Raw genomic sequence first — 16,374 nt, 5'->3', positions numbered from 1 at the left:
CTCACTGGCCGAGCTGCTCGATCAGGTCGGCGGCCTTGCGCAGGCCGTCGCGACCCCTGATCTCCTCGCCCGCGGCGGCGAGCCGGGCGCGCAGCTCGGTGTCCCCGAGCAGCCGCTCGACCGCCCCCTTCAGTTCCTCGTCGGTGAAGGTGTAGGTGGAGAGCCTGACACCATAGCCCAGCTCGTCGACCCGCTGGGCATTGTCGTACTGGTCCCAGAAGAGCGGCAGCAGGATCATCGGCTTGCCGAAGTGCAGCGCCTCCGTGGTCGTGTTGTTGCCGCCGTGCGTGATGACCAGGTCGCACAGCGGGATGATCTTGGTCTGCGGGAGGAACTCCGCGCCCCACATGTTGTCGGCGAGCTTGATCTCCTCGTGCAGCGGGCCCTTGGAGACGATGTACTGGTGCGGCGTGGTGGCCAGCACGTCGATGACGCGCTGCATCAGCTCCACGTCGGAGGATCCCAGCGAGCCGAGCGAGAAGTAGACCAGCGAGCCCTCGTTACGCTCGAAGGGCAGCGTGAACGCCTCATCGGTCTCCCGCACCGAGGAGTCGAGGCGGTGCCAGGAGTCGCCGAGCGGGCGGGCGTCGGCGTAGTCGAGGATCTCGGGGTAGACGTAGAGGTTCAGGTCGCCCTCGTGGATGAAGTCGAGGTCGGGCAGCGGCTCGGTGCCCTGCTCGACGCACCACTCGTTGAAGGCGCTCCACAGCTCGCGGTGGGTGCGGTCGTACTCGGCGCGGAAGGCCTCCCACTCCGAGCGGTCGTCGGCCGGCAGGCCGGAGAAGACCGGCGCGATGTTCTCGCCGCGCACCTCCAGCGGGTTGCAGGAGACGATGCGGACGAACTTCTTGCCGGTGGTGAGCAGCGCCGGGAACGTGATCACGTTGTCCTCGACGATCACGTCGGGGTTCACCCGCTCGATGATGGCCTTGAGCTGCGGCTCGCAGTACTTCACGCCGTCGATCAGCGACTCCCAGATCGGCTTGGTGACGGTGTCGAGCTGCTCCAGGGTGCTCTTGCGGTACTCGGGGGCGGTCTCGCGGATGAAGTCCTTCCAGAACTGCCCCGGGTCCTGCTCCTCCTCGGTGTCCTCGGGCGGCGGGGCGAGGTCGACGAGGTCCTCCTCGAAGCCGAGGGCTTCGAGCTTGCCCTTCCACGACGCCTCGGCGGCGAAGACGACGCGGTGGCCGCGGCGGCGGAGGATGTCGCCGATGCCGATCGAGTTGTTGGTCGGCCCGTAGGCGCTTTCAGGCATGAACAGGATGGTGAGAGACATCGAGACTCCGGGGAAACTCATCAATTTGAAGAGGAATTCAAGAACTCATCTAGCGTGAAGGTCAAGTAACAGGCACTATGGTCACGGCTAACTGAACAGCAGCCAAACGAGTGAAGGCGGTGGGGGTGGCTCAGCGTAAGAGCCGTAGTGACCGGCGCATCGACTTGATCGACGCCGCGCGCAGGGCCATCATCCGTCACGGCATCGACGGCGTGCAGCTCTCGCACGTCGCCGAGGAGGCCGGCCTGACCTCCGGCGCGGTGCTCTACCACTACCCCGACCTCAGCGAGCTGCTGGTCGAGGCGCAGCACGCGGGCATGGAACGCTTCTACGAGCAGCGCGTGCGGCAGCTCGCCACCCTCACCGATCCGGTCGAGAAGCTGGTGCTCACGATCAAGTCCGGGCTGCCGACCGGGCCGCTCGACCCCGATGTCCGCCTGCTCAACGAGCTGGGCGGGGCCGCGGGCCGCAACCGGGTCTACGGCGTGCTGCTCACCTCCCTCTACGACCGCCAGGTCTCGATGTACCAGGCGGTCCTCGACACCGGCGCCGCGCTGGGGGTGTTCAGGCTGAGCGCCGACTCGCTGACGATCGCCCGCAACCTGGTGGCGCTGGAGGACGCGTACGGCTACCGCATCACGGCCAGGCACCCGGTGATCGGCCCGGCCGAGGCGGCCGAGCTGATCCTCTCGTACGCCCGCGCTGCCACGGGCAACGACCTGGCCCGCTGAGCTCACCGGTCGACCGCCATGATGACCGCGTCCTCGGCCTTCCAGCGCACCTTGACCTTCGCGCCCACCTTCACCGAACTCGCGCCCTGCACGGCGACCAGCACCGGCTTGGCGTGGCCCGGCACCTCCACGGAGATGTGCGACACGCCTCCGTAGAAGCTGACGTCCAGGACGCCGCCCTTGAGGCCGCGGGTGGCGCTCTCGCCGGCCAGCTCGACCTTCTCCGGCCGGACCGCCAGCAGCGCCTTGGCGCCCGTCTCGATCTCTTCGAGCGGGGTGCCGGCCAGCATGCCGAAGTCGTCGGTCTTGATGCCGTCGAGGCCGCTGGCCGTACCGTGGAAGAGGTTGTTGGCGCCGACGAAGTCGGCCACGAACGGCGTGCGGGGCCGCTCGTAGAGCGCGATCGGCTCGTCCACCTGCCGCACCTTGCCGCTGTCGAAGACCGCGATGCGGTCGGCCAGCGACATGGCCTCCTCCTGGTCGTGCGTGACCACCACGAACGTGATGCCGACCTCGTTCTGCAGCCGCTTGAGCTCCAGCTGCATGTCGGCGCGGACCTTCTTGTCCAGGGCCGACAGCGGCTCGTCGAGCAGCAGCAGGCGCGGCCGCTTGACGATGGAACGCGCCAGCGCGACCCGCTGCCGCTGGCCGCCGGAGAGCTGGGCGGGCTTGCGGCCCGCGTGCGCCGACAGCCCGACGGTCTCCAGCACCTCGCCGACGCGCTCCTTCACCTCCTGGCGGGGCAGCCGCTCGCGCTCCAGGCCGTAGGCCACGTTCTTGGCCACGGTCATGTGGGGGAACAGCGCGTACGACTGGAACATGAGGCTGATCGGCCGCCGGTTCGGCTGCTTGGACAGCAGGTCCTCGCCGTCCAGCGTCACCGTGCCCCGGTCGGGCGTCTCGAACCCGGCGATGATGCGCAGCAGCGTGGTCTTGCCGCAGCCCGAAGGGCCGAGCAGGGCGAAGAACTCGCCCTGGCCGATCTCCAGCGACACCTCGTCGAGCGCCGTGACCTCCCCGAACCTGCGGGTGATCCCGTCAATCCTGAGCACGTCTCTCCCCGATCTTCGTCATGCGCTGCCCGGCGATCACCGCCGTGAAGCTCACGAGGAGCAGGATCGCGGCCAGCGCGTTGATCTTCGGGGTGACCCCGAAACGGATCATCGAATAGATCACGATCGGCAGCGTCTGGTCGCTGTTGCCGATCGTGAAGAACGCGATCACGAACTCGTCCAGCGACAGCGTGAACGCCAGCAGCGCGCCGGCGACGATGCCCGGCGTCAGCTGCGGAAGCGTGATCTTCATGAACGTCGTGACCGGCCCCGCGCCCAGATCCCGCGAGGCCTCCTCCAGCGAGGTGTCGGAGTTGGTCAGCCTGGTGCGCACCACCGCGGCCACGAAAGCCATCGAGAACAGGCCGTGGGCGAGGATCACCGAGTAGAGGCCGAGCGTGAGCTGGATCAGGCCGTAGAACAGCAGCAGGCCGATCGCGACCACCAGGTCGGGCAGCACCGCCGGCATGAGCGCGATGGCGTCCAGCGTCTTGGACCTGGTGTGCCGGGCCAGCCCGACGGCCAGCAGCGTGCCGAGCACGGTGGCGATCACCGTGGAGCCGGTGGCCACGATCAGCGTGTTGACCAGGCCGTCCCTGACCCGCTCGTCGTTGACCAGCTCGCCGTACCACTTGAGGCTGAAGCCCTCGTACGTGTACGCCGACTTGCCGGAGTTGAACGACATGACGACGAGCACGACGATCGGCAGGTAGAGGAAGACGTACGTGGCCCAGAACGGGACGTACAGGAGCTTGGACCTACGCACGGCGCGTCACCCTGGCCTGCACGAGGAGCAGCACGATCAGCACCGCGATGAGCGCCAGCGCGAGCGCGGAGCCGAACGGCCAGTCGCGGGCCTTCAGGAACTGGTCGCGGATCAGGTTGCCCACCATGATCGACTTGCTGCCGCCGAGGATCTCGGGGATGACGAAGTTGCCGAAGCTCGGCACGAACACGAACAGGCACCCGGTCATCACGCCCGGGACCGTCAGCGGCAGCGTGACCTTCCTGAAGGTGGTGAACGCCGAGGCCCCCAGGTTGGCCGAGGCCTCCCGCAGCTGCGGGTCGAGCCGCTCGATGGCGGAGTAGAGCGGCAGCACCATCAGCGGCAGGTACGAGTAGAGCAGCCCGGTGACGATCGTGCCCTGCTTGTAGAGCAGCTCCAGGTCCGTGCCCAGCAGCGAGTTGATCACGCCGGGGCCGCTCAGCAGGATGATCCAGGCGTACACGCGGATGATGAAGTTCGTCCAGAACGGCAGCACGATGGCGACCAGCGCCACCGTCTTCCACTTCGGCGGGAGCTGGGCGATCAGATAGGCCGTCGGATAGCCGATCAGCAACGCGATCAGCGTCGTCAGGGTCGCGAGCTTCAGCGAGACGCCCACCACGCCGAGGTAGAGCGGATCGATCAGGCGCTCGAAGTTCTCGGTGGTGAACTCGTAGACGACGCCGCCGAAGCGGCCGCGCTGGAACACCGTGTTGCTGAGCACCAGTGCGAGCGGCACCAGCATCAGCACGATCAGATAGGTGACGCCGGGTGACAGGAAAACGAACGCGCCCAGCCGGCGTCCCCTGGACGCCGGCCGGGCCTTGACCTCAGACTTCACCGTTTTACTGCTGTGCCGTGATTTCGGTCGACAGGCGCGTGTACTTGGTCGACGCCTGGCCCAGGTCGATGATCGACTCGCCGTTGAGCAGCTCGGCGGGCTTGATGTCGAGCAGCGAGCCCTTGGGGATCGAGACCCGCTCCATGGCGGCCTTGTTCGGGACCTTGTAGTTGATGTTCTCGGCGGCCCAGCTGTGGATCTCGGGGTCGAGGATGTAGTTGATCAGGGCGTGCGCGGCTTCCTTGTTCTTGGAGGACTTCATGATCACCATGGTGTCCACCCAGAGGTCGCTGCCCTCCTTCGGGTTCGCGAACCCGATGTTGCCCTTCGGGTCGGTGGTCGGGCACCAGCCGTCCCACGCCTCGACCATGACGGCCTCGCCGGACGTCAGCTTGTCACCGAAGGTCGTGTCGTCGTAGCCGAGCAGGTGCGGCTTCTGCGCGGCGAGGAGGTCCTTGACCTTGGCGATCTCGTCGTCCTTGTCGGTGTTGACCGAGTAGCCGAGCGCCTTGATCGCGGGCAGGGCCAGCCAGCGCTCGGTGGTCATCATGGTGACCTTCTTGTCGGCCCAGGCCGGGGGCTTGAGCAGATCGTTCCAACTGTCCGGGACCTTCTTCACCAGGTCCTTGCGGTAGCAGATGCCGGTCGTGCCCCAGGTGTAGGGCACCGAGTACTTGTTGCCCTTGTCGTAGGAGAGCTGGGTGGCCTCCGGGTAGAGGTTGGCCAGGTTGGGGATCAGCTCGGGGTGGATCGGCTCCAGCAGGCCGGCCGCGTTGAGCGCCTGGGCGTACTGGCCCGACACGAACGCCACGTCGATGCCGCTGTCACCGGGGGCGGTGAGCTTGGTCATCGCGACCTCGTTGGTGTCGTGCAGGGCGACCTTCATGTCCTTGACCTTGAGCTTCGCCTTGACCTTCTCCGGCAGCTCCTTGGGCGTGTAACCATCCCAGACCGTGATCTGGAGCGACTGCTGCGACAGGTCCGCGTTGGGCTTGAGCTGGTCGGCCGCCGCCGCGGCCGGGCCTTCTGAGCTGGTCGACGACTCACCGCCGCACGCCGCGACGGCGAGCGCGAGGCCGGCCGCCGTGAAGGCAGCCGGGAGACGACGGGTGAACCGGATACGGGACACGGCCGCTACTCCTTCTGAAATTTGTGCAGTTTGAGGGGTCGCGCGACCTTACCGGACACAGCAGACCAGAGCAGGAGTGTTGCAGGGGAAATCAACATGAGCAAGACTTTTGATGACATTGCTACCTGGAAGTTTGGTCTACGAGTTGAATTGGGATTCAATAGCAGATCGGCTGCTCTCTCTCGGTGAGAGGCCCCTCACGGCCCGAGACCGGGGTGTCAGCGCCGCACTTCTCCCGCTGCTGGAAGGTGAGGTGCCGCCGCCGTTCGCGGTGCGGCGCTTCCTCCCGCTGCCCACCCTCTCGTACAGCCTTGGAGATCTCCACACTGGGGCCCCAGGTGAGCGGGATTTCGGCGCGCACGTGGACCAGACGAACTACTCGGTGGTCGTGGACGAGAAGGTCGTCGTGAAGTGGCTCACCCCACCGGTCCCCCTGCCCCACCCCGCCCCAGAGGTCTTCGCCCACCTCGTTGAGGCGGGGTTCAACGACACCGCGCCCCCTTACGCGGCCCTGACCCGCGATGTGGACGGGAACGAGCAGCTCCTGGCCCTGGTCACGGGCTACCTTCCGGACGCCCGCGACGGCTGGGAGTGGTGCGTCGACGAGGCCGAGGCCGGCGCCACGGACTTCGCGCCCGTGCTCGGCCGCCTCGCCGCCGACCTGCACCTCGCCCTCGCCACGCTCCCCACCTCCGCGCGGGAGCCCGACGCCGCGGGTACGGCGGCCAGGGCGGAGGCCGCGCTCGCGGAGGCGCTCGCGCTCACGGACGGCGAGGACGGCGCCTGGCTGGCCACGCGGACCCCGGCGATCCGGCGCGAGCTGGCCGCCCTCCAGGAGCCGATCACCGGCCCCCGCGTCAGGATCCACGGCGACCTGCACGTGGGTCAGATCCTCAAATGGCGGGACGGGTACGCGGTGATCGACTTCGACGGCAACCCCACCGTCACCGACGCCGACCCGTGCCAGCCCGCCGCCAGGGACGTGGCCCAGCTCACCACGAGCATCGAGCACGTGGCCCAGGTGGCGATCAAGCGGAGGGGCACCGACCCCGGCGCGGCGGCGGCCTGGGCCGCCGAGGCGCGCGCCGGGCTGCTGGCGGCCTACAAGGTCCGCCTGGCCGAGAAGGACCGGCCGGAGCTGCTCGACGAGAGGCTGGTCCGGCCGTTCGAGGTGGAGCAGGAGTGCCGGGAGCTCATCTACGCCGCCCGCCACCTGCCCCGCTGGCGCTACGCCCCCATGGGCGTCCTGCGCACCTGGTACCAAGAGGAGAACATCACGTGAATTCCGAGCTCTACCTGTCCGACCTGGAGGCCAAGCCGGCGGCGCTCAGGGGCCTGGCCGCCGCCCTGCGGGAGGAGAACCCGTTCGCGGCGCTCCCCCCGGGCCTGACCAGGGTGCTCTTCCTGGGCATGGGCAGCTCCCGGTACGCCGCGGGCGTGGCGGCGCTGCGCCTGCGCCGGGCGGGCGTGGACGCCTACGCCGACTACGCCTCGGCGGAGGCCACCTATCCGGCCGCCGCGGACACCCTGGTCGTCCCGATCTCGGCCACCGGTTCGAGCAGGGAGACCCTCGACGCCGTGGAACGGTACACGGGCGGGCCGTCCTACCTGGCGGCGCTCACCAACATCCAGGGCTCCCCCCTCGCCGAGCGGGCGGACCTGGTGGTCGACATGCGCGCGGGCGAGGAGCGCGGCGGCGTCGCCTGCCGTACGTTCCAGCACACCCTGGCCCTCCTCCTGGCCCTGGAGGCCCACCTCACCGGGACGGGCCGCGACCTGCCGAAGCTGCTGGAGCGGGCCGCCGAGGCCACGACGGACCTCCTGGACAGGAGGGACGAGTGGCTCCCCATGACCATGGAGCTGCTGGACGGCGACCGCGGCGTCTACACCGTCGCCCCCGCCGAGCGGCTGTCGTCGGCCGAGCAGTCGGCGCTGATGTTCCGCGAGGGCCCGCGCCGCCCCGCCGACGCGTGCGAGACGGGCGACTGGTCACACGTGGACGTCTACCTCACCAAGACCCTCGACTACCGCGCGCTGCTCTACCCCGGCTCCCGCTACACCGAGCAGGCCATGGACTGGGTGCGCGAGCGCGGCTCCACGGTGGTCACGGTGGGGGGCGAGGTGAAGGACGCCAGGGCCGCGGTCAGGTACGCGCACGACGACGACCCCGACGTCGCCCTGCTCACCGAGACGCTGGTGGCCGAGCTGGTCGCCGGGCATTGGTGGTCGGCCCGGTAGGGGTCAGTGGACCCGCGCGGCGAGCGCGTGCTCGACGAGCGAGATGAGGGTGTTCTTGACCGCCGGCCGCGCCCGCGCGTCGGTGCGGATGACCGGTATGTGCGGGGAGAGGGTGAGCGCCTCCCGCACCTCGCTCTCGCTGTGCGGGAACACCCCGTCCCAGCCGTTCAGCCCGATGACGAACGGGATGCCGGACTCCTCGAAGTAGTCGATGGCCGGGAAGCTGTCGGCCAGCCGCCGCGAGTCCACCAGCACCACGGCCCCGATGGCGCCGCGTACGAGGTCGTCCCACATGAACCAGAACCGGTGCTGCCCCGGCGTGCCGAACAGGTAGAGGATCAGGTCCTGGTCCAGCGAGAGCCGCCCGAAGTCCATGGCCACGGTGGTGGTGGTCTTGCCCGGCGTGAGCCCGAGGTCGTCGATGCCCTCGGACGCGTCCGTCATCACCGCCTCCGTGGTCAGCGGCATGATCTCGGACACGGAGCCCACGAACGTGGTCTTCCCCACACCGAACCCGCCCGCCACGACGATCTTCGTGGAGGTGAGCCGGCTAGAGCCTGCGAAGTCCACTCAACACCCTTTCGAGCAGGCTCCTGTCGGGGAGCCCCGCGTCCAGCTGGGGCTGGTACACCCTGACCAGCCCGTCCGCCTCCATGTCGGCCACCAGCACCCTCGCCACCCCGAGAGGAACGCTCAGCAGCGCGGAGATCTCCGCCACGGAGCGCACCTGCCGGCACAGCTCGCTGATCGCGCGGTATTCACGGGTGTACGTCATGCCGAGGCGTGCCGAGGTGGCCGACGATACCAGGGCCTCCATGGCGAGCTCCGTACGAGGAGTCGTCCTGCCACCGGTGACGGCGTACATCCGGACGAGCGAACTGCGCTCCTGCTCCGGCTCATCGTTGTGCCACGATGCCAACGTCTGCTCCCATCACCCTGTCTGTCCGGCCCCAGCGGTATCCATCACGGACGCGCCGCCGACAGTTCCGCCCGCACGGCAGGTGTGAGCACCTGCCCGGCGCGCTCGACCAGGATCGTCATCTGATAGGCCACCAGGCCCATGTCGCAGTCGGGCGCGGCCAGCACCGCCAGGCAGGATCCGTCGCTGATCGACATGACCAGCAGCAGGCCGCGGTCCATCTCGACGAGCGTCTGGGTGACCCCTCCGCCCTCGAACACGCGCGCCGATCCCTGCGTGAGGCTGACGAGCCCGGCCGCGATCGCGGCCAGCTGGTCGGCGCGGTCTTTGGGGAAGCCCCTGGAGTAGGCCATCGGCAGCCCGTCGGCGGACACGACCACCGCGTGCGCCACGCCGGGGACCTCGTCGACGAAGCTGCTGACCAGCCAGTTCATGTCCCTGGCCGCCTGGCTGAGCTCCTTCATGAGTCCTCCTCGAGCTCGGCGCGGCCCTTGCGCACGCCCTGCTGGTAGCTGGCCAGCCTGTTGCGCAGCCGATCGGGCGACACCGGAGGAGCCGGGGTGGGCGGGGGTTTCGGACTCGCGGTGCCCGGCACCAGATTCGCCTTCGGTGTCCGCTTCGGCAGGCCGGAGGTGGTCATGCCGTTCTGCGCGGGTTCGGCGGCGGCGCCGGCCGCCTGCCAGCCCTGATCGGCGGGTGAGGACCAGCCCGGGTCGCGGTGGTCGGCCGTCGGCGTGGTCTTGGTGAACCAGCCGCTCCCCTCGACGGCGGAGTAGATGGGCAGGAACTCCTCGTCCTTGGAGGACGCCGGCGGGGTGGCGAACGACGGGTAGGCGTCCGCGGGACCGCCCAGGTCCGGCGGCAACTGCTCGACCGAGTGCGTCTGCGACGAGCTGAACCAGGACGACGGCCCGGGCGCCGCGGGCACGACGTCCAGCGACGGATGCCCAGGCAGGGGGCCGGGGAAAGGGTCGGCGGGCGGCAGGGTCCCGAAGGACGGATGCCCCGGGAAGGGCGCGGCCGGCGTCGGCGGGTGAGCCTGCCTGGGCACCGGGATGCGCGCCGGCACGGGCACCGCGCCCGGCACCGCGCCCGACACCGCCGTGAGCAGCGCGGGCGGGATCAGCACCATGGCGGTCAGCCCGCCGATGTCCTGCATGCGCAGCTGGACGCGGATGCTGTGCCGCAGCGCCAGCCGGCCGACCACGAACAGGCCCATGCGCCGCGACACCGACACGTCCACGACGGGCGGGTTCGCCAGCCGCCAGTTGGCCTCGGCCAGCTCCTCGGCGCTCATGCCGATCCCGTGGTCGGTGACCGACAACATCAGCGAGCCGGTGTCGATGCGGCTGCTGGAGATGATGACCTTGGTGTCCCGCGAGGAGAACGAGACCGCGTTCTCGACCAGCTCGGCCAGCAGGTGCACCACGTCGGTGACGGCCTGGCCGGCGATGGCGACGTCCGACTGGACCTGGGTGCTGACCCGGTCGTAGCTCTCGACCTCGCCGAGCGCGGCCCGCACGATGTCCATCAGCTCGACCGGCTCGCTCCACTTGCGCGCCGCCTCCTGGCCGGCCAGGACCAGCAGGTTCTCGCTGTTGCGGCGCATGCGGGTGGCCAGGTGGTCGAGCTTGAACAGGTCGCCGAGCCGGGTGTCGTCGCGCTCACCGCGCTCCAGCCGCTCGATCAGCGTGAGCTGCCGCTCGACCAGCGTCTGGCTGCGCCTGGACAGGTTGACGAACATGGCGTTGACGTTCGCCCGCAGCTTGGCCTCGTCGCCCGCCAGCCGTACGGCCTCGCGGTGCACCTCGTCGAACGCGCGGGCGACCTCGCCGACCTCGTCCCTGGAGAAGATCCCGATGGGCGGGACCTCGGCCTGGACGGCGCCGTCGCGGGACTCGCGCAGGTGCTGGACGAAGTCCGGCAGCCGCCTGCCCGCGATCTCCAGCGCCTCGCCCCGCAGGCGGCGCAGCGGGCGCACCAGCGACCTGGCCACCCCGGTGGTGATCAGCAGGACCGCCACGAGCAGGGCGAGCACGGCGCCCGCGGTCACGAACGCCTGCTGCCGCTCGTCCGCGCTGAGCGCCTCGCTGCGTGCCACGATGCCCTGGGCCTGGCGCTCCTCCACCTCGCGCATGGAGTCGACGACCACGTTGGCCGCGTCGAACCACTCCTTGGCGTCGTCGCGCCTGCTCAGGTCGAGGCCGCGCAGCGGCAGCCCCTTCGTGCTCCTGATCAGCACCAGCTCGCGCAGGAACAGCATGCGGTCGGCGGACCTGCCGTTGACGGTCTCGTCGAAGAAGCGGCGCTCGTCGGCGGTGGCCTCGGTCGAGTACGCCTTGCGCTCGTTCAGCTCCTTGGACTGCTCGCCGAGGAAGCGCTTGAGCTGCTCCTGGTCGAACGCGCCCTCGACGAGCACGGCGGTGACCAGCGCCTGCTGGTAGGAGACGCTCTCCTTGGCCCTGGCCAGGGCGTTCAGCATGCGGGTCTGGCGGAACAGCTCGTCGTCCACGCTGTCCTTGATCAGCTCGTTGTGGACGGAGAGCAGGTCACCGATCACGGTCGTGTAGAGCTCGACGGCGGGCCCCGGCAGCAGGTTGGCCTCCAGCGCCTGCTTGCGCAGGCCGGTCAGGTCGTCCAGGCGGCTGAGCAGGTTCTCGAGCTGGTCGGCGCTGCGGCCGCTGACCTCGGTCAGCAGTTGCCCGGCGGTGCCGCGTACCTGCCTGACGGCCAGGTCGGCCTGGTCCATCTGGGCCTGCACCGTGGAGAGCATGCCCGCCGGCCGGTTGCGCGCGATGTACCAGGCGGTCGTGGCGCGCTCGGCCGCGACCTGGTGGGTGAGCGCGCCCAGCTCGGCGGAGAGCCGGGCGAACTGGTTGGTACGCGCGTAGTCACCGGCGGCGGACGTCCTGGCGAGCACCTGGATGCCGCCGAGCAGGACGGCGGCGGCCGTCGGGATCAGGATGAGGGCAACAAGGCGCGCGCGGACACGCCAATTGCTCAGCCGCCAGTTGCCGTTACTGGCCTGCCTCTCACCCAACGCTGTAGTCACCGAACGCACCTCGCCCGAATCGGCGTATTTGAGGGGGCTGTGTCCCGTGGGAAATCAGCTAAGTGCCGGCCAATTAGAACACATCCCACAGCAGTGTGGCCCACCCGAACATAACGCTACAAAAAGCGACTCGTGTGACTCAAGTGCCAAAACCTGGAGCTCCATGATTCGTGATCGTAAAGCGGGAAATAAGCCTTTAAGGCATTGAATGTCCCAATGTGGGGGTTTGGCGCGTTCCAAACTCATAACACGCCAGAAGCATGGAGGTCTCTGGAGTGTCACGGCGTTGAGATTTCCGTTAATCGCCCCATATGTTGTGGCGGTCAAAGAAGGAGGCGAGGGTGGGGGATTCTCCCGACAGCGCGGCCATCACTGTTGAGGGCCTTTGGAAGATCTTCGGATCCAGGGCGCAGAAAGTCCTGGACAGCGAGGACAGGCATCTCGACCAGGCCGCACTGAGAGAGAAGACCGGCTGCACCGCCGCCGTCAGAGACGTGAGCTTCGAGGTGCGACCGGGCGAGGTCTTCGTGGTCATGGGCCTGTCCGGCAGCGGCAAGTCCACCCTCGTACGCTGCCTCACCCGGCTGATCGAGCCCAGCGCGGGCGAGATCAGGATCGGCGGCGAGGACATCGGCCGCGCCTCCCCCGCCCGGCTCCGCGAGATCCGCCGCCACCGGGTCAGCATGGTCTTCCAGCATTTCGGCCTGCTGCCGCACCGCAAGGTGATCGACAACGTGGCGTACGGGCTGGAGATCCAGGGCACCGCCAAGGCGGCCAGGCACGCGCGGGCCGCGGAGATCCTCTCCCTCGTCGGCCTCGACGGGTACGCCGACGCCTACCCCGACCAGCTCTCCGGCGGCATGCAGCAGCGCGTCGGCCTGGCCCGCGCGCTGGCCGTGGACCCGCAGGTGATGCTGTTCGACGAGCCGTTCAGCGCGCTCGACCCGCTGATCAGGCGCGACATGCAGGCCGAGGTGATCCGCCTGCACCGGGAGGTCGGCAAGACGATGGTCTTCATCACGCACGACCTGTCCGAGGCGCTGAAGCTGGGCGAGCGGATCGCGATCATGCGGGCGGGCTCGATCGTGCAGCTCGGCACCGCGGAGGAGCTGGTGGGCGCGCCCGCCGACGACTACGTGGCCGACTTCGTCCGCGACGTGCCCAGGAGCCACGTGCTGACGCTGCGCTGGATCTGCCGAGAGCCCGAGCCCGGCGAGCCGCTGGACGGGCCCGTCCTGCCGGCCACCACGCTCATCATGGACGCCATCGGCGCCTCGTCCGCCTCCTCCCGCCCCATCAGGGTCGTGGACGGCGACGACCTCGTGGGCGTCGTGGACCGCGTGGACCTGCTGACCTTCCTGTCCGGCGCGGACGTCACGGTGAAGGCATGAGCGAGCGCAGCGAGCGAACAATCGGACACAGTCAGGCACTGCTCATGCGACCGACGAAGGAGGGCGCATGAGCAGTACCGCCGTCAGCACGCCTTCCCGGCTGAGGTTGCCGAAGTGGGCGGCCCCCGCCGGGGTGGCGGTCCTGTTCGTGGTGGCGTACCTGGTCTTCCGCGGCACGGCGACGCTGCCGCACGACAAGGAGGCGCCGCAGTTCCTGGCCGTCACCGACCTGCGCGAGTGGATCGACGACCACCGCAACGACAACCCGCTCTTCCTGTACTTCCTCAACTACATCCGGCTCTTCGTGGGCTGGTTGTACGGCCTGTTCCAGTCCACCCTGTACGCGCTCGGCTGGCCCGGCATCACCGGCGTCCTGGGCGCGCTGGCCTGGCTGGCGGGCGGCTGGCGGATCGGGCTGGCCGCGGTGGCGGGGGTGAGCGCGTTCGGGTTCCTGGGGCTGTGGCAGTCGAGCGTGGACACGCTGGCCCTGGTCGCGGTCTCGGTGCTGCTGTCGCTGGCGATCGGGATCCCGCTGGGCGTCTGGGCCGGGCTCTCCGCGCGCGTCCGGCGGGTGATCACGCCGGTGCTGGACGTCATGCAGATCATGCCGACGTTCGCGTACCTGGCGCCGCTCGCGCTGTTCTTCCACATCGGCGCCCCGGCCGGGGCCATCGCGACGATGATCTACTCGATCCCGCCGGCCATCCGCATCACCGCGCTGGCCATCTCCGAGGTCTCGCCCACGGCCGTCGAGGCGTCCGCCTCGCTGGGCGCGACGGGCCGGCAGACGCTGTTCAAGGTCCACCTGCCGCTGGCCAGGTCGACGATGGCGCTGGCGGTCAACCAGACGATCATGATGGCCCTGTCCATGGTCGTCATCGCCAACCTGATCTCCGCCCCCGGCCTGGGCGGCGACATCATCCGCGGCCTGTCGCGGGCGCAGGTCGGCATCATGCTCCCGGCGGGCCTGGCCATCGTCATCATGGCGGTGCTGCTCGACCGGACCATGATGGCGATCGCCCACCGCGGGCCCCACGCGGGGCTTCGCAAGCTCGACCTCGCCGCCGCCGGCGTGCTGGCGGTGGCCGGGGTCGCGCTCATCCCCGTGCTGCCCAGGACGTGGCCGGACGGCCTCACGGTCAACTTCGTGGCCGAGGTGAACGACGCCGTCCGCTGGGCCGAGACCAGCTGGTACGGGGTGACCACGTCCATCAAGGACCTCACGACCGCCGCCCTGCTCAACCCGCTGGAGACGCTGCTCACCTCGGCCCCGTGGTGGCTGGTCGCCCTGGCGGTGCTGACCGTGGCCTGGCGGGTGAGCGGGGTACGCCCGGCGCTGACGGCGCTCGGCTGCCTGCTGGCCATCGCGCTGCTCGGCGTCTGGGAGCACACCATGCAGACGCTGACCACGGTCGTCGTCGCGGTGCTCGTCACGCTGGTCGCCGGCCTGCTGCTCGGTGTGGCCGCGGCCCGCTCGCCGCGATATTCGGCCGTGCAGCGGCCCATACTCGACGCCGCGCAGACCATGCCGGCGTTCGTCTACCTGCTGCCGGCGCTGGCGCTGTTCGAGACCACCCGGTTCACGGCGATCTTCGCCTCCGTCATCTACGCGGTGCCGCCGGTGGTGCGGCTGGTCGAGGACGGCATCAAGGGCGTGCCCGCCACGGTCGTCGAGGCGGCCACCTCGGCGGGCTCGACCTCGGGCCAGCTCCTGTGGAAGGTGCAGCTGCCCATGGCCAGGCGGGCGATCCTGCTCGCGGCCAACCAGGGCATCGTGATGACGCTGGCCATGGTGGTCGTCGGCGGTCTGGTCGGGGCGGGGGCCCTCGGCTACGACGTGGTCGTCGGATTCTCCCAGCGACCCGACTTCGGCATGGGTTTCGTGGCCGGCATCGCGACCGTGCTGCTCGGCGTCATGCTCGACCGCATCACGCAGGGCGCCGACAGGCGCCCCTCCCCCCGAAAAAGGAAATCCACATGAAGATTCGCCTGCTCGCAGGCCTCCTCGCCCTCGGGCTCACCGCTGTCGGTTGCGGCGGGGCCACGGTCGAGACCTCTCCCAGCTCCTCCGCCGCTCCGGCGGCCTCCGGATCGAGCGCCGCCACCGGGACCGTGAAGATCGCGATCAACCCGTGGGTGGGCTACGAGGCCAGCGCGAACGTCGTCGCGTACCTGCTGAAGAACGAGCTCCACTACAACGTCGAGCTGCCCGAGATCAAGGAGCAGCTCGCGTGGGAGGGCTTCGAGACCGGCGACGTCGACGTCATCATCGAGAACTGGGGCCACCCGGACCTGAAGAAGAAGTTCATCGAGGAGAAGAAGGTCGCGGTCGAGGCCGGCTCCACCGGCAACAAGGGCATCATCGGCTGGTACGTCCCGAAGTGGATGGCCGACAAGTACCCGGACATCACCGACTACAAGAACCTCAACAAGTACGCCTCCCTGTTCAAGACCTCGGAGTCCAGCGGCAAGGGCCAGCTCCTCGACGGTGATCCCAGCTACGTCACCAACGACGAGGCCCTGGTCAAGAACCTGAAGCTGAACTACAAGGTCGTCACCGGCGGCAGCGAGGCGGCCCTGCTCAAGTCCGCCACGCAGGCGCAGGAGCAGCAGAAGGCGCTGCTGTTCTACTTCTGGACGCCGCACTGGATCTTCGACAAGGTGGACCTGGTCCGCGTCAACCTGCCGGCCTGGACCGAAGGCTGCGACGCCGACCCCAAGAAGGTCGCCTGCGACTACCCGGAGATGGACCTCGACAAGATCGTCAGCAAGAAGTTCGCGGACACCGGCGGCAAGGCGTACGAGCTGGTCAAGAACTTCAGCTGGACCAACGAGGACCAGAACGCGGTCGCCAACGACATGACCAACAACGGCCTGACCGGCGAGCAGGCCGCCAAGAAGTGGATCGAGGCCAACACCGCCAAGTGGCAGGCCTGGATCCCCAAGTGACGCCCTCTTGACCGCGGCCCCGGGCGGGGC

General features: G+C 69.1%; 15 protein-coding genes. 6 read left to right on the top strand and 9 right to left on the bottom strand.

The genetic code is table 11. The features are described from left to right. Window position 1: 1 nt before the first annotated feature. On the bottom strand, window positions 2–1,255 hold the full coding sequence (locus tag H4W80_RS45260; RefSeq protein ID WP_225964009.1) for a glycosyltransferase: 1,254 nt from the start codon (window positions 1,253–1,255) through the stop codon (window positions 2–4). A gap of 146 nt (window positions 1,256–1,401) precedes the next feature. Here H4W80_RS45260 and H4W80_RS45255 point away from each other — a divergent pair, with 146 nt between their 5' ends. Next, the gene (locus H4W80_RS45255; RefSeq protein WP_318787355.1) at window positions 1,402–2,007 is read left to right on the top strand and encodes a TetR/AcrR family transcriptional regulator; all 606 of its coding nucleotides are present in this window, start codon (window positions 1,402–1,404) and stop codon (window positions 2,005–2,007) included. 2 nt (window positions 2,008–2,009) lie between these two features. Here the strand turns inward: H4W80_RS45255 and H4W80_RS64010 are convergent, their stop codons facing one another. Genes H4W80_RS64010 through H4W80_RS45235 form a run of 4 tightly spaced genes read right to left on the bottom strand, consistent with a single transcriptional unit; the run spans window position 2,010 to window position 5,795 of the window. Further along, window positions 2,010–3,059, bottom strand: a complete 1,050-nt coding sequence (locus tag H4W80_RS64010) for an ABC transporter ATP-binding protein (protein ID WP_192790697.1) — start codon at window positions 3,057–3,059, stop codon at window positions 2,010–2,012. Beyond that, window positions 3,046–3,825, bottom strand: a complete 780-nt coding sequence (locus tag H4W80_RS45245; RefSeq protein WP_192790696.1) for an ABC transporter permease — start codon at window positions 3,823–3,825, stop codon at window positions 3,046–3,048. Before H4W80_RS45245 ends, H4W80_RS64010 begins: the two co-directional genes overlap by 14 nt. Further along, window positions 3,818–4,666, bottom strand: a complete 849-nt coding sequence (locus tag H4W80_RS45240) for an ABC transporter permease (RefSeq protein WP_318787354.1) — start codon at window positions 4,664–4,666, stop codon at window positions 3,818–3,820. The genes H4W80_RS45245 and H4W80_RS45240 overlap by 8 nt, the downstream gene beginning before the upstream one ends. 4 nt (window positions 4,667–4,670) lie before the next feature. Continuing rightward, window positions 4,671–5,795 (bottom strand): polyamine ABC transporter substrate-binding protein, encoded by a 1,125-nt coding sequence (locus H4W80_RS45235; RefSeq protein WP_192790695.1) that lies wholly within the window; start codon window positions 5,793–5,795, stop codon window positions 4,671–4,673. A gap of 253 nt (window positions 5,796–6,048) precedes the next feature. On the opposite strand from H4W80_RS45235, the gene H4W80_RS45230 reads away from it, so the two are divergent. Together H4W80_RS45230 and H4W80_RS45225 are read left to right on the top strand one after the other, a co-directional pair. Beyond that, entirely contained in the window at window positions 6,049–7,077 is a 1,029-nt protein-coding gene (locus tag H4W80_RS45230) for an aminoglycoside phosphotransferase (protein ID WP_192790694.1), read from the top strand. After that, on the top strand, window positions 7,074–8,033 hold the full coding sequence (locus H4W80_RS45225) for an SIS domain-containing protein (RefSeq protein WP_192790693.1): 960 nt from the start codon (window positions 7,074–7,076) through the stop codon (window positions 8,031–8,033). The genes H4W80_RS45230 and H4W80_RS45225 overlap by 4 nt, the downstream gene beginning before the upstream one ends. Window positions 8,034–8,036: 3 nt before the next feature. On the opposite strand, the gene H4W80_RS45220 is transcribed toward H4W80_RS45225, so the two are convergent. From H4W80_RS45220 to H4W80_RS45205, 4 genes are all read right to left on the bottom strand, one after another. Next, on the bottom strand, window positions 8,037–8,603 hold the full coding sequence (locus tag H4W80_RS45220) for a GTP-binding protein (protein ID WP_192790692.1): 567 nt from the start codon (window positions 8,601–8,603) through the stop codon (window positions 8,037–8,039). Beyond that, a complete protein-coding gene (locus H4W80_RS45215; protein WP_264086193.1) occupies window positions 8,584–8,898 on the bottom strand; it encodes a DUF742 domain-containing protein in 315 nt (104 codons plus the stop codon). Before H4W80_RS45215 ends, H4W80_RS45220 begins: the two co-directional genes overlap by 20 nt. Window positions 8,899–8,996: 98 nt before the next feature. Beyond that, window positions 8,997–9,416: a roadblock/LC7 domain-containing protein gene (locus H4W80_RS45210; protein WP_185071497.1), complete on the bottom strand. Its 420-nt coding sequence runs from the start codon at window positions 9,414–9,416 to the stop codon at window positions 8,997–8,999. Next, window positions 9,413–12,004: a nitrate- and nitrite sensing domain-containing protein gene (locus tag H4W80_RS45205; RefSeq protein WP_192790690.1), complete on the bottom strand. Its 2,592-nt coding sequence runs from the start codon at window positions 12,002–12,004 to the stop codon at window positions 9,413–9,415. The genes H4W80_RS45210 and H4W80_RS45205 overlap by 4 nt, the downstream gene beginning before the upstream one ends. Before the next feature lie 311 nt (window positions 12,005–12,315). Here H4W80_RS45205 and H4W80_RS45200 point away from each other — a divergent pair, with 311 nt between their 5' ends. The 3 genes from H4W80_RS45200 (at window position 12,316) to H4W80_RS45190 (ending at window position 16,344) form a co-directional block, all read left to right on the top strand. Next, a complete protein-coding gene (locus H4W80_RS45200) occupies window positions 12,316–13,395 on the top strand; it encodes a quaternary amine ABC transporter ATP-binding protein (protein ID WP_192790689.1) in 1,080 nt (359 codons plus the stop codon). A gap of 67 nt (window positions 13,396–13,462) precedes the next feature. Next, window positions 13,463–15,376: an ABC transporter permease gene (locus tag H4W80_RS45195; protein WP_192790688.1), complete on the top strand. Its 1,914-nt coding sequence runs from the start codon at window positions 13,463–13,465 to the stop codon at window positions 15,374–15,376. Beyond that, window positions 15,373–16,344, top strand: coding sequence for an ABC transporter substrate-binding protein (locus H4W80_RS45190; protein ID WP_192790687.1), 972 nt, complete (start codon window positions 15,373–15,375; stop codon window positions 16,342–16,344). The genes H4W80_RS45195 and H4W80_RS45190 overlap by 4 nt, the downstream gene beginning before the upstream one ends. The last annotated feature ends 30 nt before the right edge of the window (window positions 16,345–16,374 follow it).

Source organism: Nonomuraea angiospora (assembly GCF_014873145.1).
Classification (GTDB): Bacteria; Actinomycetota; Actinomycetes; order Streptosporangiales; family Streptosporangiaceae; genus Nonomuraea; species Nonomuraea angiospora.
Note: the sequence above shows the minus strand (reverse complement) of the source record. Positions and strands in the feature narration are given on the sequence as shown.

Bases quoted from the DNA above. Each gene is read 5' to 3' on its own strand.
- H4W80_RS45210 (WP_185071497.1), bottom strand. From the start codon at position 9,416: ATGAAGGAGCTCAGCCAGGCGGCCAGGGACATGAACTGGCTGGTCAGC.
- H4W80_RS45195 (WP_192790688.1), top strand. From the start codon at position 13,463: ATGAGCAGTACCGCCGTCAGCACGCCTTCCCGGCTGAGGTTGCCGAAG.
- H4W80_RS45190 (WP_192790687.1), top strand. From the start codon at position 15,373: ATGAAGATTCGCCTGCTCGCAGGCCTCCTCGCCCTCGGGCTCACCGCT.
- H4W80_RS45215 (WP_264086193.1), bottom strand. From the start codon at position 8,898: ATGTACGCCGTCACCGGTGGCAGGACGACTCCTCGTACGGAGCTCGCC.
- H4W80_RS45260 (WP_225964009.1), bottom strand. From the start codon at position 1,255: ATGCCTGAAAGCGCCTACGGGCCGACCAACAACTCGATCGGCATCGGC.
- H4W80_RS45200 (WP_192790689.1), top strand. From the start codon at position 12,316: ATGTTGTGGCGGTCAAAGAAGGAGGCGAGGGTGGGGGATTCTCCCGAC.